Genomic DNA, 25849 nt, shown 5'->3' with positions numbered 1-25849 from the left:
GCCGGTCGCCCGCGGCGCTGCGACTACTTGTCCGAGGAGAAGCGGACCGACGACGCCGGGAGGACCGCGCCGCACCACACCCTCGCGCCGTCGCGGAGTTCGTTGTCCGGGCCGACCACCGCGCCGTCGCCGATGACCACGTCCGACAGGACCGTACGGGCGCCGATGCGCGCGCCCGCGCCGATCAGGGAGGCGGTGACGACCGCGCCCTCCTCCACGATCGCGCCGTCGAGGACCGCGCTGCCGTCGATACGGGCGCCCTCGGCGATCACCGCGTTCGCGCCGATGACCGTGCCGCCCGTCAGTTTCGCGTCGGGGGCCACCGTGGCCGTCGGCAGGACCAGGCGGTCGCCGCAGCGGCCCTGGACCGCCGGGGACGGGGCGCGGCCCATCACCAGGTCCGCCGAGCCGCGGACGAAGGCCTGGGGGGTTCCGAGGTCGAGCCAGTAGGTGGAGTCCACCATGCCCTGCAGGTGCGCTCCGGAGGAGAGCAGGTCGGGGAAGGTCTCGCGTTCCACGGAGACGGGTCGGCCGACCGGGATCGTGTCGATGACGGAGCGGCGGAAGACGTACGCCCCCGCGTTGATCTGGTCGGTGACGATCTCCTCGGGCGTCTGGGGCTTTTCCAGGAAGGCAAGGACGCGCCCGTCCGCGTCCGTCGGGACCAGACCGAACGCCCGCGGGTCCTCGACCCGCGTCAGGTGCAGCGAGACGTCCGCGCCGGATGACCGGTGCGTGGCGACCAGTGCCTCGATGTCCAGGCCCGTCAGGATGTCGCCGTTGAAGATCAGCACCGGCTCGTCGGGGCCCGACCGCAGCCGGGAGGCGACATTGCGGATCGCCCCGCCCGTGCCGAGCGGTTCCTCCTCGGTGACGTACTCCAGGTGGAGCCCGAGCGCCGAGCCGTCGCCGAAGTACGGCTCGAAGACCTCCGCCAGATACGACGTCGCCAGCACGATGTGCTCGACCCCCGCCGCCCTTGCCCGCGCCAGTTGGTGCGTCAGGAACGGTACGCCCGCCGCCGGGACCATCGGCTTGGGAGTGTTGACGGTGAGCGGACGCAGCCGGGTGCCTTTGCCGCCGACCAGGAGGATCGCTTCTGTCACCTTGTCGTCTCTGCTTCCTGCTGGGGCCGGCATGGTCAATCGTTGGAGACCGGCAGTGTATGCAGTTGGTGTGGCGCACTCCCGTCAGCGGCCCTGGTACGCGGCCGAGGCGCTCCGCGCAGCGCCGAGCTTGCCGTAGAGCTGGGCTCCGGGGCACTCCGTCAGGAATCCGTCCCGGTGCCCGGAAATGACGTTGAAGGTGACCTTCGCGCCCTTCTCGTACTTGCCGCTCCCCCCGGACGTCAGCAGCACCTTGCCGAGCGGATTGCCTCCGAACAACCCGAGCTTCCAGGCCGTCAGTTTGGCGACTGCGGTGACCGCGGCCGCCGGCGGAGTGGAGGAACTGTACGTGCCGAGCACGGCGATTCCCATGCTGTCGGTGTTGAAACCGAGGGTGTGTGCGCCGAGGACGGCCTTGGCCACGCCTCCCGCCCGTCCTTCGTAGATGTTTCCGCACTTGTCGACGGCGAAGTTGTAGCCGATGTCCCGCCAGCCGCTGCTCACTACGTGGTAGCGGTAGATACCGCGAAGGACGGAGGGCGCCTCCGCGCAGGTGTAGCTGTTGCCGGTCGCGGTGTGGTGCACAAATGCCGCTTTGACCGTGTTCGTGTAGACGAAGTCCGGCTCACGCAGCGACTCGTCGGCGCCCCATCCCTTGCGCGTGATGATGGCGGGGCGCGGTCCGATGTACGGCTTCGCTCCCACTACCTGCTCCAAGCCCGCCTCGGCCTCCGTCTCTTCCTGAGAGAGGGCCGGGAGTTCGTCCGGTGCCGTCTCCGGTACGTCCGCGGCCGCGCGGAAGGGCATTCCCGGTACGGGCCCGAAGCCCACCGGGTCCGCGGGCTCCTCCGCCGCGCGCTCCTCCGCCGCCGGTTGCTCCGGGGCCGGTTGCTCCGGCGCCGGTACCTTGCCCGGGTCCACGAGTTCGAGGCGCAGCCCCTCGGGCAGCCGGGCCGGTTCGGACGGCTCCACCCGAACGCGTACCGCCACGCCGTCCGACTCCCCCACCCACAGCGGAGCCGTTGAACCGCGCACCTTCCCCGAGCCGCGCTCCTCGCTGTCGGGATCCGCGCCGTGGTCGTCGTTGTGGGTCTCCACGTCCAGCCAGCCCGACCACTGGCCGGAACCCACGGCCCGCGTGCGGACCTGGACCGTGCCGTGCAGCTCGGCGTTCGCGTCGTCCCAGACGACACCCAGGAGGGAGAAGGGTCTGACGTCACGCTGGGTCAATCCCTGTTCCACCACCGGGCCGAGAGACCGGTCCGATGCCCTCATCGCCGCCAGTGGCAACGACTGGGTGGAGCCGGGCAGATCCGGCGACGGTGGCGCAGCGGCCACCGTTCCGGAGGACAGCCAGAGGGGAAGCACCAGTGCGGCTGAGCACGTGACGCCGATCGAAGAAGCCAGGAATCCACGCATGAAATCGATCCTGAGCCGGGGCCGCCCACTCCGCCTTTCGGGAAACCGGCGGCCCATCCGTCCGACCGGTGGACCCCGCCACCCTTACGGCGCCACGGTCCCGCCCCCGCCGCGTACCCTTGCGCGGGTGAACGCCAGCGACCGTACCCCCGCCGACCTGCTGCGATCCGCGCTCGCCGCGGACCCGGCACGCCCCTTGGTCACTTTCTACGACGACGCCACCGGTGAGCGTGTCGAATTGTCCGTGGCCACCTTCGCCAATTGGGTGGCAAAGACCGCGAATCTGCTCCAGGGCGACCTCGCCGCCGCGCCCGGCGACCGGCTCGCGCTGCTGCTTCCCGCGCACTGGCAGAGCGCGGTCTGGCTGCTCGCCTGTTCGTCGGTCGGCGTATGCGTCGAGGTGGGCGGCGATCCGGCCGACGCGGATCTCGTCGTCAGCGGTCCCGACACCCTGGAGGAGGCCCGCGCCTGCTCCGGCGAGCGGGTGGCGCTCGCGCTGCGCCCGCTGGGCGGACGTTTCCCGCAGCCCCCGGCGGGCTTCGCCGACTACGCGGTGGAGGTGCCCGGGCAGGGCGACCGCTTCGCGCCGTACGCGCCGGTGGACCCGGCCGCGCCCGCGCTCGTCGTCGGCGATACGGAACTGAGCGGCGCGGACCTGGTCGAGCGGGCTCGTACGGACGCGGCCGAGCTGGGCCTCGGGCCCGGCTCGCGCTTGCTGACCGGGCGCTCGTACGGCACCTGGCAGGGGCTGTCCGCCGGGCTGTACGCACCGCTCGCCGCCGGCGGGTCCGTGGTGCTGTGCCGAAACCTCGGCAAACTGCCCCAAGAGGGCCTCGAAAAGAGGATCGCGGACGAGCGCGTCACCACCACCGCTGTATGACAACCCTCTGAGGTCCACCCGTGTGGCGCACACCCGGGCCGAGCCCCCGGGATCCTGCGTCACCTCCGGTGGATGATCGGCGATACGCGTGCTTCAACGCACAACCACGCGCGAGGTTCTGCCGTCTAGTCCTGCGATCGGCGACCTAGCGCGCCGCCGACGCCATGAAGGATGGACGCAGACGTGACGGACACTGCTGGCACGCCCTCCGAACCGGACGGCCCGGCCGGGGCCGGCGAAGCCGGCAAGGACGCGGGCGGGGAGGCCAGTGGATCCGCCCCCGATACGGAGCCGGGCACGGAACCGGGAACGGACGCCGGTACGGAAGGGGACGCAACGGACACCGGCGCGGGCGCCGACAGCGGTGCGGACTCGGACGCCGGTACGGACGCCGACCCCGGTGACGGTGCCGACGGCGGTACGGACGCCGACGCCGAAACCCCCAAGCACAAGCGCCACTGGCTCCGTTGGGCCGCCCTCGGCACCTCCGTCGTCGTTCTCGCCGCGGCCGGCGTCGGCTGGTGGTTCTACCGCAAGCTCGACGCCAACATCACCACGGACACCACCGCGGCCGCCGAGCTGCAGACGTACGAGAAGGAACGCCCCAGGCCCGTCTCGCTGGAGGCGCAGAACATCCTTCTCCTCGGCTCGGACACCCGCTCCGGCGCGGGCAACAGCAAGTACGGCCGCGACGACGGCGGCAGCCAGCGCTCCGACACCACGATCCTGCTGCACGTCGCCGCGGACCGGCAGAGCGCGACGGCGATGTCCGTCCCGCGCGATCTCATGGTCGACATCCCCAGCTGCCGCAAGCCCGACGGCACCCGCACAAAGCCTCAGTTCGCGCAGTTCAACTGGGCGTTCGAGTTCGGCGGCGCCGCCTGCACCATCCGTACCGTCGAGGGGTTCACCGGCATCCGGATCGATCACCACATGGTGGTGGACTTCCGGGGCTTCAAGGCCATGGTCGACGCGGTGCACGGCGTCGAGGTCTGTCTCAAGGAGCCGATCGACGACACCGACGCGCATCTGAGGCTGCGCGCGGGCAAGCAGAAGCTGAACGGCGAGCAGGCCCTCGGTTTCGTACGCGCCCGCAAGTCCATCGGCAACGGCAGTGACACCGAACGTATGGAACGCCAGCAGCAGTTTCTCGGCGCGCTGGTCAAGAAGGTGCAGAGCAATGGCGTACTGCTCAATCCGATCCGGCTCTACCCGGTGCTCGACGCGGCGACGAAGTCGCTGACGACGGACCCGGGGCTGGACTCGCTGAGGGATCTGTACGACCTGACCCGCTCAATTCGCAACGTACCGACCGAAAAGGTGCAATTCCTTACGGTTCCACGCCAGCCGTACTCCGCCGACCCGAACCGTGACGAACTGGTCGAGCCGGAGGCGGGCGAGCTTTTCAAGCGGCTGCGCGAGGACAGGCTCGTCCGCGTCGTCCCGGACAAGGACAAGAAGAACAAAAAAGCGGAGGACAAAAACGCGGAAACACCGGCCGACGAGAAGCCCGACGGCACCGGTTCCGCGAGCCCGACTCCGGCGCCGACATTCTCCGGGACGAACGCCGCCGTGGGCATGTGTGAGTAAAGCGATGACCAAGCCGGTGTCGGAAGTCCATGAAGATTGGGCGGATTGCCCGGTTGTAAGGGACGTGGAATTTGTCACGGACGTCGCTTCCCGTTGAACTGGGCGGATAGTGTGACGCGATCCGGTGCTTCCGACCTCGGGTCGCGCACTGCTGGATCGAAAGACCGAGCGCCCTTCGGGGGAGGCGCCTCGCGTGGCACCGACGGAGGACTCAAGCAACCGTGGATGCGCAAAGCCGTGGACGGGCGGACGAGATCGACCCCGCCGACCAGTGGGTACTTAACCCGCACACCGGCAATTACGAATTGCGACTGGACCAATCCGCACCGCAGTCGTCCCCGTCGAGAAGCGCCGGTTCGGGCGGCGGCGGATCAAGGCGCGCCGGTGCGAGGACCCCGGCCCCGAGAAGCCCCCAGGACGATCGCGGGACAGCGACGCCGGGCCGGGACGTACCCGGTCAGCGCTCGCGCCGTACGGGCAATGCCTCGGGCGGTACGAATCCCCCCACCGTCGGCCGCCGCAAGCGCAAGCAGCCCAAGTCGCGCAAGAAGAAGGCGCTGCTGTGGACGGGCGGCGTGATGGCCTTCGTCGTGGTCGCCGGAGCCGTCGGCACGTATCTCGTCTACCGGCACTTCGACTCGAACCTGAACACGGTCGATGTCACGGGCGCGGGCAGCGACGGCTTCAAGAAGGACCAGGCCGTCAACATCCTGATCATCGGCACGGACAAGCGCTCCGGCGCGGGCAATGACGGCTACGGCGACAAGAACAGCGTCGGGCACGCCGACACCACGATCCTCTTCCATGTCTCCAAGGACCGGACGAACGCGACCGCGCTGTCCATCCCCCGTGACCTGATCACCGACATCCCGGACTGCCAGACCAAGACGACCGAGGGCACCAAGGTCATAGGCGGCACGACCAAGACGCGGTTCAACGAGAGCCTCGGCCAGGAGGGCCGCGACCCGGGCTGCACCATGCGTACGGTCAAGGCGCTCACCGGCGTCACCGTCGACCACTTCATGATGGCCGACTTCAACGCGGTCAAGACGATGACCTCGGCGGTCGGCGGTGTCGAGGTCTGCCTCGCCAAGGACATCAAGGACAAGGACTCCAAGCTCAACCTCCCGGCGGGCAAGCACGTCGTCGAGGGTGAGCAGGCGCTGGCGTTCGTGCGCACGCGTCACTCGGTGGGCTTCGGCGGCGACCTCAGCCGGATCGAGATCCAGCAGCAGTTCCTGAGTTCGCTGATCCGGAAGATGAAGTCGAGCGACACCCTCTCCAGCCCCACCAAGATGTGGGACCTGGCCGAGGCCGCGACCAAGGCGCTCACCGTCGACACCGGGATAGGCAAGATCTCCCGGCTCCGCGATCTCGGTCTGGAGCTCAAGAAGGTCAACCCGAAGAACATCACCTTCGCTACGGTGCCGGTGGTCGACAACACCGACGGCGCCACCGTGCTGCTCAACGAGAGCAAGGCCAAGCCGCTGTTCTCGATGATCCAGAACGACACCTCGCTCACCGAGGTGAAGCAGAAGGAGCAGGACGCCAAGAACCAGCAGGCGAATCTGCTCAAGGGGCCGAGGGCACAGGCGTCCAAGGTCCGCGTCGCGGTCTTCAACGGCAGCGACACACAAGGGGCGGCGCTGGCCACACTGACCTGGCTGCAGAACGAGGAAGGCGTACTGAAGTCGAGCAATGAGGGCAACGCCCCGCAGAAGCTCGCCACGACGACGCTGGTGTACGCGCCGAACCAGGCCGACCAGGCCCGCAAACTCGCGGACCTGATGGGTCTGCCCGCCACGGCGCTGAAGCCGGGCACGAAGAACGCCGTGGGTCTTGAGGCCATGACCCTGACCCTCGGCGCCGATTTCAAGGGGGCAGGGGTGCCCCTCACCGGTCCGGCGAAAGCGCCGGAGGGTGTGCAGAAGGTCGAAGCGGACAAACAGGTGTGCGCCAAGTGACCCCGGAACACCGGGTCATGCGGCGAGCCTGAACGACAGGGGGGACCCGGGGTGGGACAGAAAAGCGTGCAGGGGGAGGGGACGCGGGAGCGCGTCCCGCACGCCCGTGACCTGGGCTGGGACGACAGCCTGTACGGAGAGCGGGGCGGGGCCGGCAAGGGCCGCCGCGCCCGGATCGGCCGTCAGGCCCGGTCCGACGAGCAGGACGCCGAGGCCGGGGACACCGCGACCGCGGAGGACTCCGGCGACGATCCGGGCTCGGGTCACCGGCTCGGCGGCCCGCGCCGCGGGAAACGCGGCAAGCGCCGCGTACTGCGCTGGGTCGCGTCCGTGCTGTCGCTGCTGATACTTGGCACGGCCGGCGCCGGATACCTCTATTACGAACACCTCAACAGCAAGCTCAAGAAGGACGATCTGACGCTCGGCGACAAGATGCGCGAGCACCAGGCGAACGCGGCGGGCCAGACGCCGTTGAACATCCTGCTGATCGGCTCGGACGCGCGGGACTCCAAGAAGAACCAGGAACTCGGCGGCGCCAAGGACACCTTCGGCGGGACACCGCTCGCGGATGTGCAGATGCTGCTGCACCTCTCGGCGGACCGCAGCAACATCTCGGTGATCAGCATGCCGCGGGACACCGTGGTCAAGATCCCCGAGTGCAAGGACCCGGACACCGGCAAGACCTTCGCCGCGACCGGATGGACGCTGACCAATGAGTCACTCGGCCGCGGCGGGCCCGGCTGCACGGTGGCCACCTGGTACGAACTCACCGGCATCACCATCGACCACTTCATGATGATCGACTTCGCCGGTGTGGTCTCCATGGCCGACGCCATCGGCGGCGTTCCGGTCTGTGTCGAGAAGAACGTCTACTCGCGCAACCGCCAGGGCCAGGGCTCGGGCCTCAAGCTGGAGGCGGGCACCCACCCGGTCAAGGGCGAACAGGCCCTGCAGTGGCTGCGTACGCGGTACGGCTTCGACGACGGCACCGACCTCGCCCGCACCCGTGCGCAGCACATGTACATGAACTCGATGGTCCGTGAGCTGCGCAGGAACACCAAGCTCACCGACCCGGCCAAGCTGCGCAACCTCGCCGAGGCCGCGATCGGCGCGCTCACCGTCGACAAGGGCATCGGCTCGGTCAAGGAGCTCTATGACCTGGGCGAGGAGCTCAAGAGCGTCCCGACCGGCCGGATCACCATGACGACCATGCCGAACTTCTACTCCCAGCGGCCGGGCTTCAGCGGCAAGGTCGAGCCCCAGCCGGGCGACGCCGAGCAACTGTTCCGGCTGGTCCGCGAGGACATTCCGCTGGACGGCAAGGCGCCGACGAAGAAGAAGCCGACCACCGCCCCGGCCGCCTCCAAGGACGCGGCCGCGGCGCCCGGAGAGATCGCGGTGATGGTGCAGAACGGCACATCGGCCGACGGCCGGTTCGCCGAGAAGGGCCGGGCGACGGCGGTGGCCGGGATCCTGGCGGACAAGGGCTTCACCCGGGCCCAGGCCGACGCCTCGACCAATCCGCAGGCGAACACGGTCATCCGGTACTCCAACGCCGAACTCGAGGGCGATGCCCAGGCGATCGCCAAGTCCCTCGGGATTCCGCTGACTTCGGTGAAGAAGTCGACGGACGTCACCGGCATCACGCTGATCGTGGGCGCGGACTGGCGGCAGGGTGACACCTACCCGAAGACGGCGCCGAAGGACGACAACAAGACGCCGACGTCGGCGAAGCCTCTGAACGGTGAGAACGACAAGGCGTGCATGCCGGTGCAGGACGGCTTCACCTGGTAGCTCGTACGCGTCATGAGAGGGGCCCCGGGCGATCGCCCGGGGCCCCTCTCATATACGTACCCGTGTCAGGCGGAAGCGGTCCGCACGGCCGGGCGGCGGCTGGCGATGACCTTCTTCGCCAGCGCGCGCGGGCTGGTCAGGAAGCCGTATCCCCACGACATGTGCATCGTGGCGAGCGCCACAGGGATCTGCAGGCGCGCCTTGAGCGGCAGGCCCTTGCCCGCGGGGACGGACCCGGCGGTTATCCCCGCGAGGTAGCCGGCCGGGACGACGAAGCCGAGGGGTGTGAGGGCCGCGCCGACGACGATGCCCGCGGCGACCGCGCACAGGGCGGTCGGCGGCGCGAGGTAGCGCAGATTGATGGAGCCCTGGTGGTAGCGGGCGACGACATGCCGCCAGCGGCCGTAGTCCTTGTACTGCTTGGCGAGCGCCTTGACGGAAGGCCGCGGGCGGTACTGGACCTTGAGCTCCGGCGAGAACCAGATCAGGCCGCCCGCCTCACGGATGCGGAAGTTCAGCTCCCAGTCCTGGGCGCGGATGAACTCCTCGTTGTAGCCGCCCTGCTGCTCCAGCGCCTCGCGGCGGAAAACACCCAGATACACGGTTTCGGCCGGGCCCGCCTCGCCGCCGGTGTGGAAGGAGGCATTGCCCACGCCGACCTTCGACGTCATCGCGGCGGCGACGGCGTGCTCCCAGTCGTTCTCGCCCTCGGCGTGCATGATGCCGCCGACGTTCTGCGCGCCGGTCTCTTCGAGGAGGCGCACGGCGGTGGCGATGTAGTTCGCCGACAGCATGCCGTGGCCGTCGACGCGCACCACGATCGGGTGACGCGATGCCTTGATGGCAGCGTTCAGGGCGGCCGGGGTGCGGCCGGTCGGGTTCGGCACCGTGTGGACCCTGGGGTCCTCCGATACGAGCTCGGCGGCGATCTCGTCGGTACGGTCCGTCGAGGGCCCGAGCGCGATCACCACCTCCATCTCGCCGTCGTACTCCTGCTCGAGGATGTGACGGACGGAGTTGCGCAGATGCCGCTCCTCATTGAGGACCGGCATGATCACGGAGACAGGGGGCGTGGCGGCGGGTGTGGCGTTCATCGGTCGCCACGTTACCGCGAACGGGGGACACGAACGCGCGGCGGCCGGGTCGGTGCCGGTGGTCGCAGATCGTATCGGCCTACGGTGTGCGGGATTCCCCCCTGTCGCTCGCGGAGGTGTCCCCCGGTGCCAACGCCGCCCCGCTCCCGCCGTCCCCGGCCGAGTGCCCAGTCCAGGACCGGACGGCGCCTCGCGCGGCCGCGCTGGGGCTTGCGGGTGGGGACGTCGCTCTCGGTCCTGGTGCTCGGGGTTGGCGGCATCGGGCACGCGGTGGTGACCAGCCTGGACACCGGTATCGCCAGGGTGGACCCCTTCAAGGACATGAAGAACCGGCCCGAGCCGGGCCACGGCATGAATCTCCTGCTCGTCGGCACCGACGGCCGCGACAAGATCACCCGGGAGGAGAAGCGGAAGTACCGGCTCGGCGGCGCGCCCTGCCGCTGCACCGACACGATCATGCTGGTCCACATCTCGCGGGAGCGGCAGCGGGCGACTGTGGTGAGCCTGCCCCGGGACACGTACACGGAGATCCCCGCACACGTCGACCGGACGACAGGCAAGCGCCACGGGGCGCACGCGGTGAAACTGAACGCGGCCTACGCCGAAGGCGGGCCGGGTCTGACCGTGCGGACCGTCGAGAAGATGACCAGGGTGAAGATCGACCACTATCTGGAGGTCGACTTCACCAGCTTCATGAAGACGGTGGACGCGCTCGGTGGGGTGGAGGTCTGCACGCCCCGGCCGATGAAGGACACGTACACCGGTCTTGATCTCGCGGCGGGCACACACAGGCTGAACGGCGGGCAGGCATTGCAGTACGTGCGCTCGCGCTATGTCGACGGCGCGGCCGACCTGGGCCGGATGCAGCGCCAGCAGCGTTTCCTCGCTGCCCTCATCCATCAGGGGACCAGCAGCGGGGTGCTGCTGAACCCGGCGAAGTTCCGTCGGGTCAGCTCGATGATGCTCGGCTCCGTGCGAGCCGACGAGGGCTTCGGGCCGCAGGAGATGCTCGCTCTGGGCAGGGCGATGCGGGGCTTCACGGCGGCCTCGTCGGAGTTCACGACCGTGCCGGTCCGCGGCGGCTACCACGTCAAGGGCATCGGCTCCACGGTGAAGTGGGACGAGGCGAAGTCGAAGAAGCTCTTCCAGATGATGCGCGAGGACAAGCCGCTGGCGCCGCACCGGCCGGCGGGGCCGAAGGCGAGGTTGGTCGACGTGCCGCCGCAGCAGATCCGGGTGCAGGTCTACAACGGGACACGGACGGACGGCATGGGGCGGAAGCTCGACGATGCGCTGAGGGCCACGGGCTTCAACACGACGCGCACGCCGCTGAACCGGGCCGGCGCGGAGGTGCGGCGCACGTATGTGAGATACGACTCCCGCTGGGACCGCTCGGCGAAGTCGCTGGCGGCGGCTCTGCCGGGCTGCGAACTGCTCAAGGTGAGGGGCCAGGGCCCGACGCTGAAGGTGACGGCCGGAACGGACTACAAGGGCGTGACACCGGTCCGGGCGGAGGAAAAGCACCACGGCGAGTTCGGCGCGGTGACGGGAGACCAGGCGGTCTGCCCGTAACCGGGCGAACCTGCACGAAGTGATGTCCGGCGCGGGGTTGGGGGAGGAGGCCCGGCGCGCGCTTCGCGGCAGAGGCCCGGCGCGGGGTCCGGGTCGGAGGCGCGTTCGCGGCAGAGACCCGGCGCGGGGGTCCGGCGCACAGGCCCGGCGCGGGGGTCCGGCGCACAGGCCCGGCACGGGGGTCCGGCGCACATGCCCGGCACGGGGGTCCGGCGCACAGGCCCGGTCAGTCCTCCAGGCCCTCCGACGCGCGCTTCTCGCGCAGCTCCTTGATCGCGCGGCGCCGCGCCAGCCGGTGCGTGCGCCGGATCTGCGCCTCCTGATAGCGCCGCTGGTCCCGCTCGGTCTCGGCAATCACCGCCGGTACGGGGCGCGGCTTGCCGTCCCCGTCGACTGCGGCGAAGACGAGATAGGCGCTGCCGACCTGTGTCGCGGGGGTCGACTCGTTCCAGCGCTCGGCGAGCACCCGCACGCCGACCTCCATCGAGGACCGCCCGGTCCAGTTGACCTGGGCCTTCACATGAACCAGATCGCCGACGCGTACCGGCACGAGGAAGACCATCTCGTCCATGGAGGCCGTGACCGCGGGCCCGCCCGAGTGGCGGCCCGCGACCGCGCCCGCCGCGTCGTCCACCAGCTTCATGATCACGCCGCCGTGCACCGTGCCGAGAAGGTTGGTGTCACTGCCGGTCATGATGTGACTCAAGGTGGTACGGGACGCCGAGGTGGGCTTACCCGGAATCTCTGATTCCGGGCGCTGGGCCAGATCTGTCATGCCCTCCACCATATGCCGGGCCAGTTTGCATCAGCTTGGCAACAGCCCTGGCCCTATTTCCCACCCGCCCTGTGAGGCGGAAGCCCCGGCCTGCACACTGGTCCGCATGAACGAATGGCCCGATGGATACGGACGCGGCAGCCAGGGCGCCCAGCCCGAAGGCGCTCGCGCGATGCGCCATGTGCAGCGACGACCGGTCCCGCAGCAGCAGTCGCAGGGGTACGACGACGGTTACGACACCCCCTATGACAGCGGCTACAACACGGGCCAGGTCTACGGAGGCCAGGGCGGAGGCAATGGCGGCGGCAACGGCGGACCCCCGCAGGGCTACCCGCCGCACACCGGCCCCGACTGGCGCCGACGGCTCAAGATCGGTTCGCTGACGCTGGTCGTCCTGCTGCTCGCGGTGTCCATAGGCACGTACTTCTGGGCCGACTCCAAGCTCAAGCGCGAGGTCGACCTCTCGAAGGTCATCGAGCGCCCGGGCGGGGGCGAGGGCACGAACTATCTGATCGTGGGCTCCGACAGCCGTGAGGGCATGTCGGACGAGGAGAAGAAGAAGCTCCACACGGGCTCGGCCGAGGGCAAGCGGACCGACTCGATGATGATCCTGCACGACGGCTCCAACGGCCCGACGCTGATCTCGCTGCCGCGCGACTCGGACGTGGAGATCCCCTCCTTCAAGGGCTCCCAGTCCGGCAAGGTATTCCCGGCGAAGGGCCGCCACACCAAGCTGAACGCGGCCTACGCGGAGGACGGACCGGAGCTGCTGGTCCGCACCGTCGAGCACAACACCGGCCTGCACATCGACCACTACGTCGAGATCGGCTTCGCGGGCTTCGCGAACATCGTGGACGCGATCGGCGGTGTCGAGATCGACATCCCGAAGGCCTTCAAGGACAAGAACTCGGGCGCGGACTTCCAGGCGGGCAAGCAGACGCTGGACGGCGAGCAGTCGCTGGCGTTCGTACGGACGCGGTACGCCTTCGCGAACAGCGACCTGGACCGTACGAAGAACCAGCAGAAGTTCCTCGCGGCCCTGGCCAGCCAGACGGCGACGCCGGGCACGATCCTCAACCCGTTCAAGTTCTATCCGACGGCGGGCGCGGGCCTGGACACGCTGATCGTGGACAAGGACATGTCCCTGTGGTCGCTGGGCCAGATGTTCTTCGCGATGAAGGGCGTCACGGGCGGCGACGGCACGTCGATGAACATGCCGATCTCGGGCAGCAGGGGCGGCAACCTGGTCTGGGACAAGGCCAAGGTGAAGCAGCTCGTCGAGCAGCTGAAGAACGACGAGAAGGTCACGGTCACCTCGGACCGCTGACGCACCCGGGCAGCGGGCCCGGCCGAAGGCTCCGGACCTCACGGGTCCGGAGCCTTTGTCGTGCCTCATCCGGCCGGCGGCGCTGCGATCGCGCACCCGAGGGGCCGGCCCTAGGCTGACGAGCACCGCGATCAAGGAACGAGGGGTGCGCGCATGGTTGAGGAGACCAAGTACTGGGCCTCGGGGAGCTGGCATGTCGCCGAGGGCAAGGCCGAGGAGTTCGTCGAGCGATGGACCGGATTTCTGACCTGGACCAGGGAAGCGAACGAGGGCTTCGTGACGGCTCGGCTCATCCATGATCTGAATGACCCGGATCACTTCCTGTCGTTTGCGGCGTGGCGGGATGTCGACTCCCTCAACGCATGGAAGAACAAGCCCGAGTTCGCCGAACACTTCGGAGGCTGCCGGGCCCTCTGCTCGCAGATGCATGCCGGCAACTACGAGTCGGCCGTGGTGATCTGAGGGCGAGGAGCCCGGCGAGCCCTTCCCTGTCCGCCGTCACTCGCCAACGGAGGGACAGCCAAGCCCGCTGACGAGGAGCAGATCAGCTTCTTCTGACAGCACTGCGCCCGATACCCGGATCAACCGGGCTCGGGGCACCAGTGCTCTTAGGTCAGCTCCCAGACGCGTACGTCACGAAGTCCGCCCACGCGTTGGGCGTGACGCAGAGCTGCGGTCCTGGAACGTTCTTGGAGTCGCGGACGTGCACCGTGCTGACGGCCGCCGCGACCTCGACGCACTCGGGGCCGTCGGCTGTGCTGTAGCTGCTCTTGAACCACGTCAGCCCGGAAGGGTCTCCGGCCGAGGGCTTGACACTCATGTCTCTCCCGCCAGTTTCTCGATGAAGGTCCGCGACAACCGCGGCGTGAGCGCCTGCGACCTGGTCAGGCCGTACCGCATCTCAAGGATCTGAACCTCCTTGGGGTCGCTGATCAGACGACTGGTGAGCTGGACCTCGTTGTGCCCCACAGCCGTGCCGTCGCTCAGCTTAAGCACCTGGTGTGAGCCGTCCAGACCCGCGTGCTCCTCCGTCTCCGTAGGCATGACCTGGATCTCGACGTGCCTCAACGCGCTGATTTCCAGCAGGTGTTCGAGCTGTCGGCGTAACACCATTCTGCCCCCGGTCGGCCGCCTCAGCGTCGCCTCTTCCTGGACGAACGTCAGAAGGGGCGCGGGCTGCCGCTCGAAAACCGACTGCCGGGCCATCCGCGAAGCCACCAGGCGTTCGACCTGGTCCTCGGAGAAGGCGGGCCGCCGGCCCCCGTACAGCGCACGGGCGTACTCCTCGGTCTGCAGCAACCCGTGCACCACGGCACTGGCATACGCGCCGAGCTCGACCGCGTCCGCCTCCAGCTTCGCCAAGTCCCGGACCTTCTTGGGATATCTGGCCTCCGCCACGTCCTTCTTCATCGCGGCGAGCTTGCCGCCCGCGCTCAGGACCTCGTCCGCCCGGTCCAGGAACTCCGGTTTCGGGATGCGCTTGCCGGTCTCCACCTTGTAGACCTGGTTCTCGCCGTACCCGATCGCCGCACCCAGCTCCGCCGCGCGCATCCCGGCCGCCTCGCGCCAGAGCCGGACCTGTCGGCCGACCGCCGCGATCACTGCTCCTGAGTCGTCATCCAGGTCCACGTCCCGGTCCGGCTCGTCCGTGCCGATCTCGTCCGCCATACGACACCCGCCTTCATCCGTGTCGACGTCGTACCGGATGGACAGGGCCGTACGCCACCTGGACAGTCACTGTCCGTACACGCGTCGCTCTGTTCAGCGTAAGCATGGACGGGCCACGCTGAGTCACGTGAATCTGGAAATCACCCGAACCGAATCTTCCGCTCCTGCCCGGCAGTTCACCGTGCTGCTCTCCCCCACGCGCCGAGGAGCCCGGCTCGCCCGCCTGTTGACCACGGCTCAACTGGCCTCCTGGGGACTGCCGTCGGAGTCGGCGGCGCACATCGTCGCCGAACTGGCCACCAACGCCACCGTCCACGGCCGCGTACCGGGCAGGGACTTCAGGCTGGATCTCGCCGTCCAGGACGACGACAAGCGGCTGCGGATCGAGATCACCGACACCCGTGGCGACCGCCTTCCGCCCGGTCCCGGCACCCCCGCCGCCCCGGCCGCCGACTCCGAGTCCGGGCGCGGTCTGCTGATCGTTGAAGCGCTCGCCGACCGCTGGGGCGTCGCCTCAGGACCCGTGCCCCGTAAGACCATTTGGGCCGAACTCGACCTCGTACCGTGACTGGTCGCACCGGGTCGCGGATTCCTGCGACCCGGCTGTCCGCGACGCGCTGCCGCACGACGCAAAAAGCTCTTAAGAACGTTAGAAAGAACCAGGGAAAGTACCCACCCAACCCACCCCACGCCCGTCACCCTCACGGGTGACCTTGGCCAATCGGGCTGGATTTCGGGCGGGTTGGCGGGCATATGCTCGCCGCGACAACCACAGACATGCGTCGGCCCCCGGCCGGGAGTGCAATCCCGATCGAGGGCCTGACCACCAAGGAAGCTAGGCCCTTCCCGATGGATACCCAGCAGGTTAGCGCGCCCTCGCGCACCTCGTCCCGTGTACCCGCACGCGTCACCCCTTTCGGTGTGATCCACATGAACGCGGTCCACACCAGCCGCTTCACGATCGTCGGCAACCACCTCGCCCAGCACGGCGAGTTGTCTCTGACCGCGATCGGGCTCGCCGTGCACATCCAGTCGCTGCCCGACGGAGCGAAGGTCGGCATCAAGGTGCTCACCGACCGCTTCCCGGAGAGCGAGTCCCGCATCGCCGCCGCCCTGCGCGAACTGGAGGAACACAGCTACCTGGCACGCACCCTGGAACGCCTCCCCGGCGGCAAGCTCGTCACGCGCACGATCTCGTACAACCAGCCCGGTGCCGCCCCGGTTCGCGCCGCAGGGCCTGAGCCAGGGACCGCTCCCAGCCTCCCGACCTCGGTCCCGGCCACGCCACCGCCGCTCCCAGCGGAACCCGAGCCCCCGGCCCAGGAGCCCGCCCTGTCGGCAACCCCCGCCGCGGAGGCCGCACCCGCCCCTCTGCCGCCGCCCGCGCGCCCGCGCGCGCCGCTCCCCCAGCCGCGGACACCCGACCTGGAGCGCCACCGTGCGGCCACCGACCTCCTCGCCGACCTGCGCCGCCACGAGCCCCGGCTTCTCCTGGGCGAGCACGACGTCCGCCGCCTGGCCCCCGCCGTCGCCGCCTGGCTCGAACGGGACGCCCACCCCGACGCCGTACGCCACGCACTCACCGCCGACCTGCCCGACCGGCTGAAACAGCCCGCAGGACTCCTCGCCCACCGGCTCACAGCGCTCCTGCCGCCCCCGCTACCCGCCGCACCCACGCCTGCGAGACCCCGCAACCCGCTCCAGAACTGCGATAGGTGCGACCGCGCCTTCCGCGCCCCGGAACCAGGCCGCTGCCGCGACTGCAGAACCGACCTCGCCGAGGCCGCCTAGCGTGAAGGGGACGACCCCTGCCGCCGGGTACGGACGACGAGGAGCAAGCACCATGACCATCGCCCCGGACGACGCGCAGCACCACGCCCGCCAGTACCGGGCCATGCGCGAGTTCGTGTCGTTGATGGACGACACCCTTCCCGGCAAGTTCGAGATCACCAAGGAAGGAATCGTCCACGACATGCTGTCGCCCGCCAGACCGCACGAACTCACCGTGCTGCGGGTACGCAAACGCCTCGAAAAGATCCTGCTGGACGAACTGGTGGCCCACACCGGCACCCCGGACGTGGAGCACCTGCCCGAGGGCATCATGCGGCACCCCGACGTGATGGTGATCGCCGAGTCCGACATGGAGGGCGAGGGTTCCTTCGATCCCCGCACGCTCCTCGCTGCGATCGAGGTCGTCTCGCGGTCGAACCCGGACAACGACTGGGTGGGCAAGATGCGGGACTACCCCCTCCTCGGCGTCCCGGTCTACGCGGTCTTCGATCCGCGCACCGGCTCGGGCGCGGTGTTCTGCGACATCCACTCGACCCCGGCGGGTCCTCGCTACGCCACGCGCAAGGAGTTCGTGTACGGCGAGGACGTCACCATCGGCGACTGGACCATCCCGACCGGGGACCTCCCCCGGTACCCATAGCCCGTCGCCCGGACCGTCGGCGTACGGACCTCACTGCTCCAGCAACCAGCCCTGTGCGTTCAGTACCGCCCGCCGCCAGCTCCTCACCCGGCGAGCCCACTCCGGCTGCGTACCGACAAGACGCGCATCGTCCCGCCCGGCGCCCCCGCAGGGCGCGTGCGCCGCGGACGCTGGACGCGTCCGAGACCTCCGCCGCTGATCCAACAAAAGAACGCCCCTGCCGATCGCGGCAGAGGCGTTCTGAGCTGCAAAAAGCTGCTACGGCAGGTTGCGGGCCATGACGATCCGCTGGACCTGGTTCGTGCCCTCGTAGATCTGGGTGATCTTGGCGTCGCGCATCATGCGCTCCACCGGGTAGTCGCGCGTGTAGCCGTAGCCGCCGAGGAGTTGGACCGCGTCCGTCGTGACCTCCATCGCGACGTCGGAGGCGAAGCACTTGGCCGCCGCGCCGAAGAAGGTCAGGTCCCCGTCGCCGCGCTCCGACTTGGCGGCCGCGGAGTAGGTGAGCTGGCGGGCGGCCTCGAGCTTCATGGCCATGTCGGCGAGCATGAACTGAATGCCCTGGAAGTCGGCGATCGGCTTGCCGAACTGCTTGCGCTCCTGGACGTAGCCCTTGGCGTAGTCCAGCGCGCCCTGGGCGATACCCAGAGCCTGGGCCGCGATCGTGATCCGGGTGTGGTCCAGAGTCTTCATCGCGGTGGCGAAGCCGGTGCCCTCCGCGCCGATCATGCGGTCGGCGGGGATGCGGACGTTGTCGAGGTAGACCTCGCGGGTCGGGGAGCCCTTGATGCCGAGCTTCTTCTCCGGGGCGCCGAAGGAGACGCCCTCGTCGGACTTCTCGACGACGAAGGCCGAGATGCCCTTGGAGCGCTTCTCGGGGTCGGTGACGGCCATCACCGTGTAGTACTCGGAGACGCCGGCGTTGGTGATCCAGCGCTTCACGCCGTTGAGCACCCAGAAGTCGCCGTCGCGGACGGCCTTGGTCTTCATGCCCGCCGCGTCGGAACCCGCGTCCGGCTCGGAGAGGCAGTACGAGAACATCCCGTCGCCGTTGGCGAGCGGGCCCAGGTACTTCTTCTTCAGGTCCTCGGAGCCGGAGAGGATCACCGGGAGCGAGCCCAGCTTGTTCACGGCCGGGATAAGAGAGGAGGAGGCGCAGACGCGCGCGACCTCCTCGATGACGATCACGGTCGCCAGCGCGTCGGCACCGGCGCCGCCGTACTCCTCGGGAACGTGAACGGCGTGCAGGTCGGCGGAGACGAGCGCGTCCAGCGCCTCCTGCGGGAAGCGGGCCTCCTCGTCGACCGCGGCCGCGAACGGAGCGATCTTCGCCTCGGCGAGCGAGCGGATGGCGTCCCGGAGCATGTCGTGCTCTTCGGACGGGCGGTACAGGTCGAAATCAGCCGATCCGGCCACTGTCTCTCACTCCCCAGGGAACGCTAACTACCGTTAAGTAACCTAATTTTAAAGGTCCAGCAGCCCCAAGGCATACGTGACCTTGGCGACAGCGGAAAAGGGCTCTGCTCGCCGGGCTCGCGACCCCGGTGCGGGGCGCGGCTATGCTCGGGCAGGCATTCCCAGCCCGCGATTCACTGGAGCACCGCATGGCCCTCAAGATCACCGTGATCGGCACCGGATATCTCGGCGCCACCCACGCCGCGGCCATGGCTGAATTGGGCTTCGAGGTCCTCGGGCTCGATGTCGTGCCCGAGAAGATCGAGATGCTCTCCGCGGGCAAGGTCCCCATGTACGAGCCGGGGCTGGAGGAGCTGCTTGCCAAGCATGTCGCCGGGATCGAGGGATCGAGCGGGCGGCTGCGCTTCACGACCTCCTGGGAGGAGATCGGGGAGTTCGGCGACGTCCACTTCGTCTGCGTGAACACCCCCCAGAAGCACGGGGAGTACGCCTGTGACATGTCGTACGTCGACCGCGCCTTCGCCTCGCTCGCGCCGCAGCTGAAGCGGCCCGCCCTGGTCGTCGGCAAGTCGACCGTCCCGGTCGGCAGCGCGGCCCGGCTGGCGGCTCTGCTCACCGAACTCGCCCCGGTGGGCACGGACGCCGAGCTGGCGTGGAACCCCGAGTTCCTGCGCGAGGGCTTCGCCGTCCAGGACACGCTGCACCCCGACCGGATCGTGGTGGGTGTGGAGAGCGAGCGTGCGGAGAAGCTGCTGCGCGAGGTGTACGCGACGCCGGTCGGCGAGGGCTCGCCGTTCGTGGTGACCGACTTCCCCACCGCCGAGCTGGTGAAGACCTCCGCGAATTCCTTCCTCGCGACGAAGATTTCCTTCATCAACGCGATGGCCGAGGTGTGCGAGGCCGCCGACGGCGATGTCGTGAAGCTCGCCGAGGCCATCGGATACGACGAGCGCATCGGCTCCAAATTCCTGCGCGCGGGCATCGGCTTCGGCGGCGGCTGTCTGCCGAAGGACATCCGCGCGTTCATGGCCCGCGCCGGCGAGCTGGGCGCCGACCAGGCGCTGACCTTCCTGCGCGAGGTCGACTCGATCAATATGCGGCGCCGCGGCCACATGGTGGAGCTGGCGCGGGAGGCCGTGGGCGGCGGATCGTTCCTGGGCAAGCGGGTGGCCGTGCTGGGGGCGTCCTTCAAGCCCGACTCGGACGATGTGCGGGACTCGCCCGCGCTGAATGTCGCCGGGCAGATCCATCTGCAGGGCGGTCAGGTCACGGTGTACGACCCCAAGGGCATGGACAACGCGCGCCGGCTGTTCCCGACCCTCGGGTACGCGGACACGGCGCTGGAGACGGTCCGGGGGGCGGACGTGGTGCTGCACCTGACGGAGTGGCGCGAGTTCCGCGAACTGGACCCGGCGGCGCTGGGCCGGGTCACGTCGAGCCGGATCGTCCTGGACGGGCGGAATGCGCTGGACCCGGTGAAGTGGCGCGAGGCGGGCTGGACGTATCGGGCGATGGGCCGGCCGCGGGCGTAGGGCTCGGCCCGGGGGCCTTTTCCCCTACCCGCCCCTGCCCGAACTGGGGGCTTGGGCGCCGGGCACCAACCGGGGCTTCGCCCCAGACCCCGGATGCGACCTTCGGCCGCATGTCCTCAAACGCCCGGACGGGCTGATATTCAGCCCCCGGCAGACGCCTTGCCCCTGGCCCGGTAGGTCCGCATCTTGGCGCGGGCGCCGCAGACCGACATCGAGCACCAGCGGCGCCGGCCGCCCGGGCTGCGGTCGTAGTACACCCACCGGCAGTCCTCCGCCTCGCACGCCTTCAGCCGCGCCCATGTCCCGTCGGCGGACGCCGCGGCGAGCGCCTGCGCGATGCGGGAGACGAGCGCGTCGGGGTCCGCCGGGCGGAGTGCGGCGGTGCCGTCTTCCGCGACGGTGACGTACAGCGGCGCCCCGGCCAGCAGGTCGTCCAGCGCGGCGGGCGAACGGTCCGACCGGTGGCCCGCGTGCGCGAGGCAGGCGGCGCGCAGGGCCTCACGCAGTTCGCGCGCGGGCGGCACGTCCTGCTCGGCGAGACCGAAGACGGCGCGGCCGTCCTCCGTGTCGAGGGAGTCGGTGCCGGTCTCGACATCGAGCGTGTTCACCAGGGCCTCGACCAGCGCGAGGGCTCCGGGCGCGGTTTCCCTCTCATTCATGGTTGCGACGTTACCTCCGATGCGGGAGCATGAAGTAACCGTTACCGGTTGAGCCATTTCAACGGTAACTCTTACCCGAGGAGGAGTCATGCCCATCGCCACCCTGGGGACCGTCGTGCTGGACTGTCCCGACCCCGTCGCACTCGGCCGCTTCTACGCAGGCGTGCTCGGCGGTGAGATCGAGGACGACGGCGACGGCTGGGTGTCCCTCAGGGGAGCCGCCGGGACGCCGCTCTCGTTCCAGGTCTCGCCCGGCTTCGTACCTCCGAAGTGGCCCGCGCCGGACGCCTCCCAGCAGTTCCATCTGGACCTGACGGTCGACGACCTGGACGCGGCGGAGAAGGACGTACTGGCACTGGGCGCGAAGGCGCTCGATGTGGATGACAGGGCGCGGTCGTGGCGGGTGTACGCGGACCCGGCCGGGCACCCGTTCTGCCTCTGCGCCTCCTGAGGCAGAAGCTCCGGCCCCGCGGCTCAGCCGTCCTGCGGGGTCGGTCTCGCCGTCGACGGGGGCCGGCGAGCCTGGATCGCGCGGGAGACGAATTCCGCGTCCCTGAGGACCCTGGACACGTTCGTCCAGGTCAGGGCCTCGATATCGGGCTGCGGCCAGTCGCGGTCCAGGAGTTCGGCGATCAGGCGCGGGAAACAGGACACATCCGCCAGGCCGGGGGCGTGCGGGGAGCCCGTGTCGTAGGCGCCGGTCAGGGCCACCGACTGCGGGCCCGCCGTCTCGCGGACATGGTCCAGGCGGTCCGCCGTCTCCCGGATCGAGGCACCCGTGCAGGCGACCATGCACACACCGCAGTTGGCGCGCAGCTGGCGCAGCACGTCGTCCGGGACCGGCTCCGGGTGGTGCGAGATGACGACCGGGGCCTTGGCCACGACGAGCGCGCGGCGCATCGTTTCCAGCGTGCAGCCGGAGAGGTCGACGAGGATGCCCAGACGGTTCATCTCACGGACGACCTCCTGGCCGAAGGGGGTCAGTCCGGCGCGCTGTGTCCAGCGGGCGCCCGCGAGGGTGACACTGCGGACGCCGAGGGCGTGATACGCGCGCAGTGTGGCGAGCGAATCGCCGAGGGCCGGGCCCGCCACCGGGCCGAGCAGGGCGGCTATGCGGCCGCAGTTGCGTGCGTCGGCCAGGTCGCCCGCGCTCAGGGCCAGGCGCAGGCCGTCGGGGCACTCGGCCACCAGGGCGCGGACCAGGTCGAGTTGTTCCAGTGTCGCCGTCACCGCACGGTCCCCCGTGGGCTCGCCGCGCACGTGCAGGGACCAGAACTGCGCGCCCACCCCGCCGTCCCGCAGCCGCGGGATGTCCGTCTCCAGCATGCGCTCGCCGTCCTCGATGTCGTACGAGGGGAGCTCCCGCAGCGCCAGGCCGAGCCCGCTGCAGCCGTCGGCTATCGGGTGCGCGGCGAGGAGTTCGCGGGCGCGCTCCAGGCTTCCGGCGGCCGGGCTTGCGGCGGCCGGGCTTCCGGCGGCCGGGCTTGCGGCGGCCGGGTCGGCAGGCTCGGTGGACGGCTCTCTGCGCGGCGGCGCCACATCGTCGAGGTTGCCGACGGCTATGGTCTCGGCCGGGGGGTCGTTCTGCAGATCTGCCATGGGTGCTCCGAGCGTCGACGGCGGTGCCGTGGATCAACCGTGGCACGGGAGCGGCGAGGCTTCACGGCAGGTGGTGCGTTCGGGGGTACGGGCCCGTATGCGGGGCGTGTCCCGCAGGCGCCCCGTACCCCCGTCGGCCCGTCTCAGCCGTCGAGCTGCTCGATCGTCGCATTCGAGGGGCCGCGCTCCGCCTGGAGGCCGCGGGCGACATCCTCCGCCGCGCGCAGCGTACGGACCGCGTTCTGCCAGGTCAGCTTGGCGAGGTCCGAGGCGGACCAGCCGCGGCCGAGCAGTTCCGCTATCAGGTTCGGATAGCCCGCGACATCTTCGAGACCGGCCGGTGTGAAGGCCGTCCCGTCGAAGTCGCCGCCGATGCCGATGTGGTCGACGCCGGCCACCTCGCGCATGTGGTCCAGGTGATCGGCGACGGTCGCGACGGTGGCCACCGGCCGCGGGTTCGCCGCCTCGAACGCGGCGTGGACCTTCATCGCCCCGGGCGTGGTGTCCAGGGGGTGCAGGCCGTGCGCCTCCATGTTCTCGTCGGCGGCGCGGGTCCAGTCGACCGCCGCGGGCAGGATGAACTTGGGCACGAACGTCGCCATCGCGACGCCGCCGTTCGCGGGCAGCCGCTCCAGCACGTCGTCGGGGATGTTGCGAACGTGGTCGCAGATCGCCCGGGCCGATGAGTGCGAGAAGACGACCGGTGCGACCGAGGTACCGAGCGCGTCGCGCATCGTCGAGGGGGCGACGTGCGAGAGGTCGACGAGCATGCCGATACGGTTCATCTCCCGTACGACCTCGTGGCCGAAGGCCGACAGGCCGCCGACACCGACCTCGTCGGTCGCCGAGTCCGCCCACGCGATGTTGTCGTTGTGGGTCAGGGTCATGTAGCGCACGCCCAGCGCGTACAACGCCCGCAGCGTGGCCAGGGAGTTGTTGATGGAGTGGCCACCCTCGGCACCCATGAGGGAGGCGATACGGCCCTCGCCGCGCACCTTCTCGATGTCGTCCGCACTCAGCGCGGCGGCGAGGTCCGCCGGATAGCGCTCGAGCAGCTGGCGCACCCCGTCGATCTGCTCCAGGGTCGCGCTGACCGCGTCGTCGCCCGCCATGTCGCTGCGTACGTACACGGACCAGAACTGCGCGCCGACGCCGCCCTTGCGCAGCCGCGGGATGTCGGTGTGCAGCTCGCCGGTCCGGTCACCGGCGATGTCCATGCGGTTCAGGTCGTAGCGCACGTGCTGGCGCAGCGCCCAGGGCAGGTCGTTGTGGCCGTCGACGACCGGGTGGGACGCGAGCAGCTCGCGCGCCTGGCTCAGGTGGTCCGTGGGGGATTCCATGCGCTGTTACTTCCCGAAGCCGAAGGAATCCGCACCTGCGACCTTGGTACGCAGCCGCTTGCCCTTCTCGGTCGCCTGGTCGTTCAGCTCCTGCTGGAACTCCCGCATACGGGCGAGGAGTTCATCGTCGTGCGTGGCCAGGATCCGGGCCGCGAGCAGGCCCGCGTTACGGGCGCCGGCGACCGAGACCGTGGCGACGGGCACACCCGCGGGCATCTGCACGATCGACAGCAGCGAGTCCATGCCGTCGAGGTACTTCAGCGGTACGGGGACGCCGATCACCGGGAGCGGGGTGACGGAGGCGAGCATGCCCGGAAGATGGGCCGCTCCCCCGGCGCCCGCGATGATCGCCTTGAGGCCGCGGTCGGCGGCCTGCTCTCCGTAGGCGATCATTTCGCGCGGCATCCGGTGCGCGGAGACGACGTCGACCTCGTACTCGATCTCGAACTCGTCCAGGGCCTGCGCGGCGGCCTCCATGACGGGCCAGTCGGAGTCGGACCCCATGACAATGCCAACGACAGGGCTCATTCGTTGATCGTTCCTCTGAGATAGCCGGCTGCGTGACGGGCGCGCTCCAGCGCGTCGTCCAGATCGTCGCCGTAGGTGTTGACGTGACCCACCTTGCGGCCGGGCTTGACGTCCTTGCCATACATATGGATCTTCAGCTGCGGATCGCGGGCCATGCAGTGCAGATACGCCTGGTACATGTCCGGGTAGTCGCCGCCGAGGACGTTGGCCATCACGGTCCACCTGGCCCGCGGGCGCGGGTCGCCCAGCGGCAGGTCGAGCACCGCGCGGACATGGTTGGCGAACTGCGAGGTGATCGCGCCGTCCTGGGTCCAGTGGCCGGAGTTGTGCGGGCGCATCGCCAGCTCGTTGACCAGGATGCGGCCGTCGGTCGTCTCGAACAGCTCGACCGCGAGATGGCCGACGACGCCGAGCGCGGCGGCGATCCGCAGGGCGAGCTCCTGTGCCTGGCCCGCCAGCTGCGGGTCCAGGCCGGGCGCCGGTGCGATCACCGTGTCGCAGACGCCGTCGACCTGCCGGGACTCGACCACGGGATAGGCGACGGCCTGGCCGTGCGGGGAGCGGACGATGTTCGCCGCCAGCTCGCGGGTGAAGTCGACCTTCTCCTCGGCGAGGACGGGGACGCCCGCCTTGAAGGGGGCCTCGGCGTCGGCCTGCGTACGCACGAACCAGACGCCCTTGCCGTCGTAGCCGCCGCGCACGGTCTTGAGGATGACGGGGAAGCCGTCGCCCTCCTCGGCGAAGGCCGTCACATCGGCGGGGTCCGTGACGATGCGGTGGCGCGGGCAGGGCGCGCCGAGCTCGTCGAGCTTCGCGCGCATCACGCCCTTGTCCTGCGCGTGCACCAGGGCGTCGGGCCCCGGGCGGACGGGGATGCCGTCCGCCTCCAGGGCGCGCAGGTGCTCGATCGGGACATGCTCATGATCGAACGTGAGCACGTCGCACTCCCGCGCGAACTCACGCAGCGTGTCCAGATCGCGATAGTCGCCGATGACGACATCGCTGACCACCTGGGCCGCGGAGTCCTGCGGGGTGTCACTGAGGAGCTTGAATCTGATGCCGAGGGGGATGCCCGCCTCGTGGGTCATACGGGCGAGCTGGCCGCCGCCGACCATGCCGACTACCGGGAACGTCACCCTCTTAGGGTATCCGCCG

The 25849-nt window shown here is 69.7% G+C and carries 24 protein-coding genes; 12 read left to right on the top strand and 12 right to left on the bottom strand.

All coding sequences use genetic code 11. The features are described from left to right. Nucleotides 1-23 precede the first annotated feature (23 nt). A complete protein-coding gene (locus OOK40_RS01435; protein ID WP_266475873.1) occupies nt 24-1139 on the bottom strand; it encodes an NDP-sugar synthase in 1116 nt (371 codons plus the stop codon). A 51-nt stretch (nt 1140-1190) separates the two neighbouring features. Continuing rightward, nucleotides 1191-2525, bottom strand: a complete 1335-nt coding sequence (locus OOK40_RS01430) for a peptidoglycan recognition protein (protein WP_266475872.1) — start codon at nt 2523-2525, stop codon at nt 1191-1193. A 127-nt stretch (nt 2526-2652) separates the two neighbouring features. Here OOK40_RS01430 and OOK40_RS01425 point away from each other — a divergent pair, with 127 nt between their 5' ends. From OOK40_RS01425 to OOK40_RS01410, 4 genes are all read left to right on the top strand, one after another. Next, nucleotides 2653-3405, top strand: coding sequence for a TIGR03089 family protein (locus OOK40_RS01425; RefSeq protein ID WP_266475871.1), 753 nt, complete (start codon nt 2653-2655; stop codon nt 3403-3405). A 171-nt stretch (nt 3406-3576) separates the two neighbouring features. Beyond that, on the top strand, nt 3577-4995 hold the full coding sequence (locus tag OOK40_RS01420) for an LCP family protein (RefSeq protein ID WP_266475870.1): 1419 nt from the start codon (nt 3577-3579) through the stop codon (nt 4993-4995). A 221-nt stretch (nt 4996-5216) separates the two neighbouring features. Next, nucleotides 5217-6959: an LCP family protein gene (locus OOK40_RS01415; RefSeq protein WP_266475869.1), complete on the top strand. Its 1743-nt coding sequence runs from the start codon at nt 5217-5219 to the stop codon at nt 6957-6959. Between the two features lie 51 nt (nt 6960-7010). Further along, nucleotides 7011-8753 (top strand): LCP family protein, encoded by a 1743-nt coding sequence (locus OOK40_RS01410; protein WP_266475868.1) that lies wholly within the window; start codon nt 7011-7013, stop codon nt 8751-8753. Nucleotides 8754-8818: 65 nt separating this feature from the next. On the opposite strand, the gene OOK40_RS01405 is transcribed toward OOK40_RS01410, so the two are convergent. Then, nucleotides 8819-9847: a glycosyltransferase family 2 protein gene (locus OOK40_RS01405; RefSeq protein ID WP_266475867.1), complete on the bottom strand. Its 1029-nt coding sequence runs from the start codon at nt 9845-9847 to the stop codon at nt 8819-8821. 210 nt (nt 9848-10057) lie between these two features. Between OOK40_RS01405 and OOK40_RS01400 the strand changes: the two genes are divergently transcribed. After that, the gene (locus tag OOK40_RS01400) at nt 10058-11419 is read left to right on the top strand and encodes an LCP family protein (RefSeq protein ID WP_323136045.1); all 1362 of its coding nucleotides are present in this window, start codon (nt 10058-10060) and stop codon (nt 11417-11419) included. Between the two features lie 226 nt (nt 11420-11645). On the opposite strand, the gene OOK40_RS01395 is transcribed toward OOK40_RS01400, so the two are convergent. Then, nucleotides 11646-12194, bottom strand: a complete 549-nt coding sequence (locus tag OOK40_RS01395; protein WP_266475865.1) for an acyl-CoA thioesterase — start codon at nt 12192-12194, stop codon at nt 11646-11648. A gap of 106 nt (nt 12195-12300) precedes the next feature. On the opposite strand from OOK40_RS01395, the gene OOK40_RS01390 reads away from it, so the two are divergent. Beyond that, on the top strand, nt 12301-13521 hold the full coding sequence (locus OOK40_RS01390; RefSeq protein WP_266475864.1) for an LCP family protein: 1221 nt from the start codon (nt 12301-12303) through the stop codon (nt 13519-13521). A 153-nt stretch (nt 13522-13674) separates the two neighbouring features. Then, nucleotides 13675-13983: an antibiotic biosynthesis monooxygenase gene (locus OOK40_RS01385; RefSeq protein ID WP_266475863.1), complete on the top strand. Its 309-nt coding sequence runs from the start codon at nt 13675-13677 to the stop codon at nt 13981-13983. Nucleotides 13984-14134: 151 nt separating this feature from the next. Here OOK40_RS01385 and OOK40_RS01380 read toward each other — a convergent pair whose 3' ends face one another. Together OOK40_RS01380 and OOK40_RS01375 are read right to left on the bottom strand one after the other, a co-directional pair. After that, nucleotides 14135-14341 (bottom strand): DUF397 domain-containing protein, encoded by a 207-nt coding sequence (locus tag OOK40_RS01380; RefSeq protein WP_266475862.1) that lies wholly within the window; start codon nt 14339-14341, stop codon nt 14135-14137. Then, nucleotides 14338-15189, bottom strand: a complete 852-nt coding sequence (locus OOK40_RS01375; protein ID WP_266475861.1) for a helix-turn-helix transcriptional regulator — start codon at nt 15187-15189, stop codon at nt 14338-14340. Before OOK40_RS01375 ends, OOK40_RS01380 begins: the two co-directional genes overlap by 4 nt. Before the next feature lie 127 nt (nt 15190-15316). Between OOK40_RS01375 and OOK40_RS01370 the strand changes: the two genes are divergently transcribed. The 3 genes from OOK40_RS01370 to OOK40_RS01360 all read left to right on the top strand — a co-directional run bounded on the left by OOK40_RS01370 (nt 15317) and on the right by OOK40_RS01360 (nt 17620). Next, nucleotides 15317-15757, top strand: coding sequence for an ATP-binding protein (locus tag OOK40_RS01370; protein WP_266475860.1), 441 nt, complete (start codon nt 15317-15319; stop codon nt 15755-15757). 281 nt (nt 15758-16038) lie between these two features. Further along, complete coding sequence (locus OOK40_RS01365; RefSeq protein ID WP_266475859.1) at nt 16039-16980, top strand: helix-turn-helix domain-containing protein; 942 nt, start codon at nt 16039-16041, stop codon at nt 16978-16980. 52 nt (nt 16981-17032) lie between these two features. After that, the gene (locus tag OOK40_RS01360) at nt 17033-17620 is read left to right on the top strand and encodes a Uma2 family endonuclease (RefSeq protein WP_266475858.1); all 588 of its coding nucleotides are present in this window, start codon (nt 17033-17035) and stop codon (nt 17618-17620) included. A gap of 258 nt (nt 17621-17878) precedes the next feature. On the opposite strand, the gene OOK40_RS01355 is transcribed toward OOK40_RS01360, so the two are convergent. Further along, complete coding sequence (locus OOK40_RS01355) at nt 17879-19036, bottom strand: acyl-CoA dehydrogenase (protein WP_266475857.1); 1158 nt, start codon at nt 19034-19036, stop codon at nt 17879-17881. Between the two features lie 188 nt (nt 19037-19224). On the opposite strand from OOK40_RS01355, the gene OOK40_RS01350 reads away from it, so the two are divergent. Beyond that, complete coding sequence (locus tag OOK40_RS01350; protein WP_266475856.1) at nt 19225-20568, top strand: UDP-glucose/GDP-mannose dehydrogenase family protein; 1344 nt, start codon at nt 19225-19227, stop codon at nt 20566-20568. A 140-nt stretch (nt 20569-20708) separates the two neighbouring features. Here OOK40_RS01350 and OOK40_RS01345 read toward each other — a convergent pair whose 3' ends face one another. Continuing rightward, on the bottom strand, nt 20709-21227 hold the full coding sequence (locus OOK40_RS01345) for a CGNR zinc finger domain-containing protein (protein ID WP_266475855.1): 519 nt from the start codon (nt 21225-21227) through the stop codon (nt 20709-20711). Between the two features lie 88 nt (nt 21228-21315). Here OOK40_RS01345 and OOK40_RS01340 point away from each other — a divergent pair, with 88 nt between their 5' ends. Next, nucleotides 21316-21678: a VOC family protein gene (locus OOK40_RS01340; RefSeq protein ID WP_266475853.1), complete on the top strand. Its 363-nt coding sequence runs from the start codon at nt 21316-21318 to the stop codon at nt 21676-21678. Nucleotides 21679-21701: 23 nt separating this feature from the next. Here OOK40_RS01340 and OOK40_RS01335 read toward each other — a convergent pair whose 3' ends face one another. From OOK40_RS01335 to OOK40_RS01320, 4 genes are all read right to left on the bottom strand, one after another. Continuing rightward, nucleotides 21702-22826: a membrane dipeptidase gene (locus OOK40_RS01335; protein WP_266475851.1), complete on the bottom strand. Its 1125-nt coding sequence runs from the start codon at nt 22824-22826 to the stop codon at nt 21702-21704. A 143-nt stretch (nt 22827-22969) separates the two neighbouring features. Further along, nucleotides 22970-24166 carry a dipeptidase gene (locus OOK40_RS01330; RefSeq protein ID WP_266475850.1) on the bottom strand — a complete coding sequence of 399 codons (1197 nt, stop codon included), beginning with the start codon at nt 24164-24166 and terminating at the stop codon, nt 22970-22972. Nucleotides 24167-24172: 6 nt separating this feature from the next. After that, entirely contained in the window at nt 24173-24694 is a 522-nt protein-coding gene (gene purE, locus OOK40_RS01325; RefSeq protein WP_266475849.1) for a 5-(carboxyamino)imidazole ribonucleotide mutase, read from the bottom strand. Further along, nucleotides 24691-25830, bottom strand: a complete 1140-nt coding sequence (locus OOK40_RS01320) for a 5-(carboxyamino)imidazole ribonucleotide synthase (RefSeq protein WP_266475847.1) — start codon at nt 25828-25830, stop codon at nt 24691-24693. The genes purE and OOK40_RS01320 overlap by 4 nt, the downstream gene beginning before the upstream one ends. Nucleotides 25831-25849 lie beyond the last annotated feature (19 nt).

The sequence above is a fragment of the Streptomyces sp. NBC_01481 genome (assembly GCF_026339995.1).
Taxonomy (GTDB): domain Bacteria; phylum Actinomycetota; class Actinomycetes; order Streptomycetales; family Streptomycetaceae; genus Streptomyces.
Note: the sequence above shows the minus strand (reverse complement) of the source record. Positions and strands in the feature narration are given on the sequence as shown.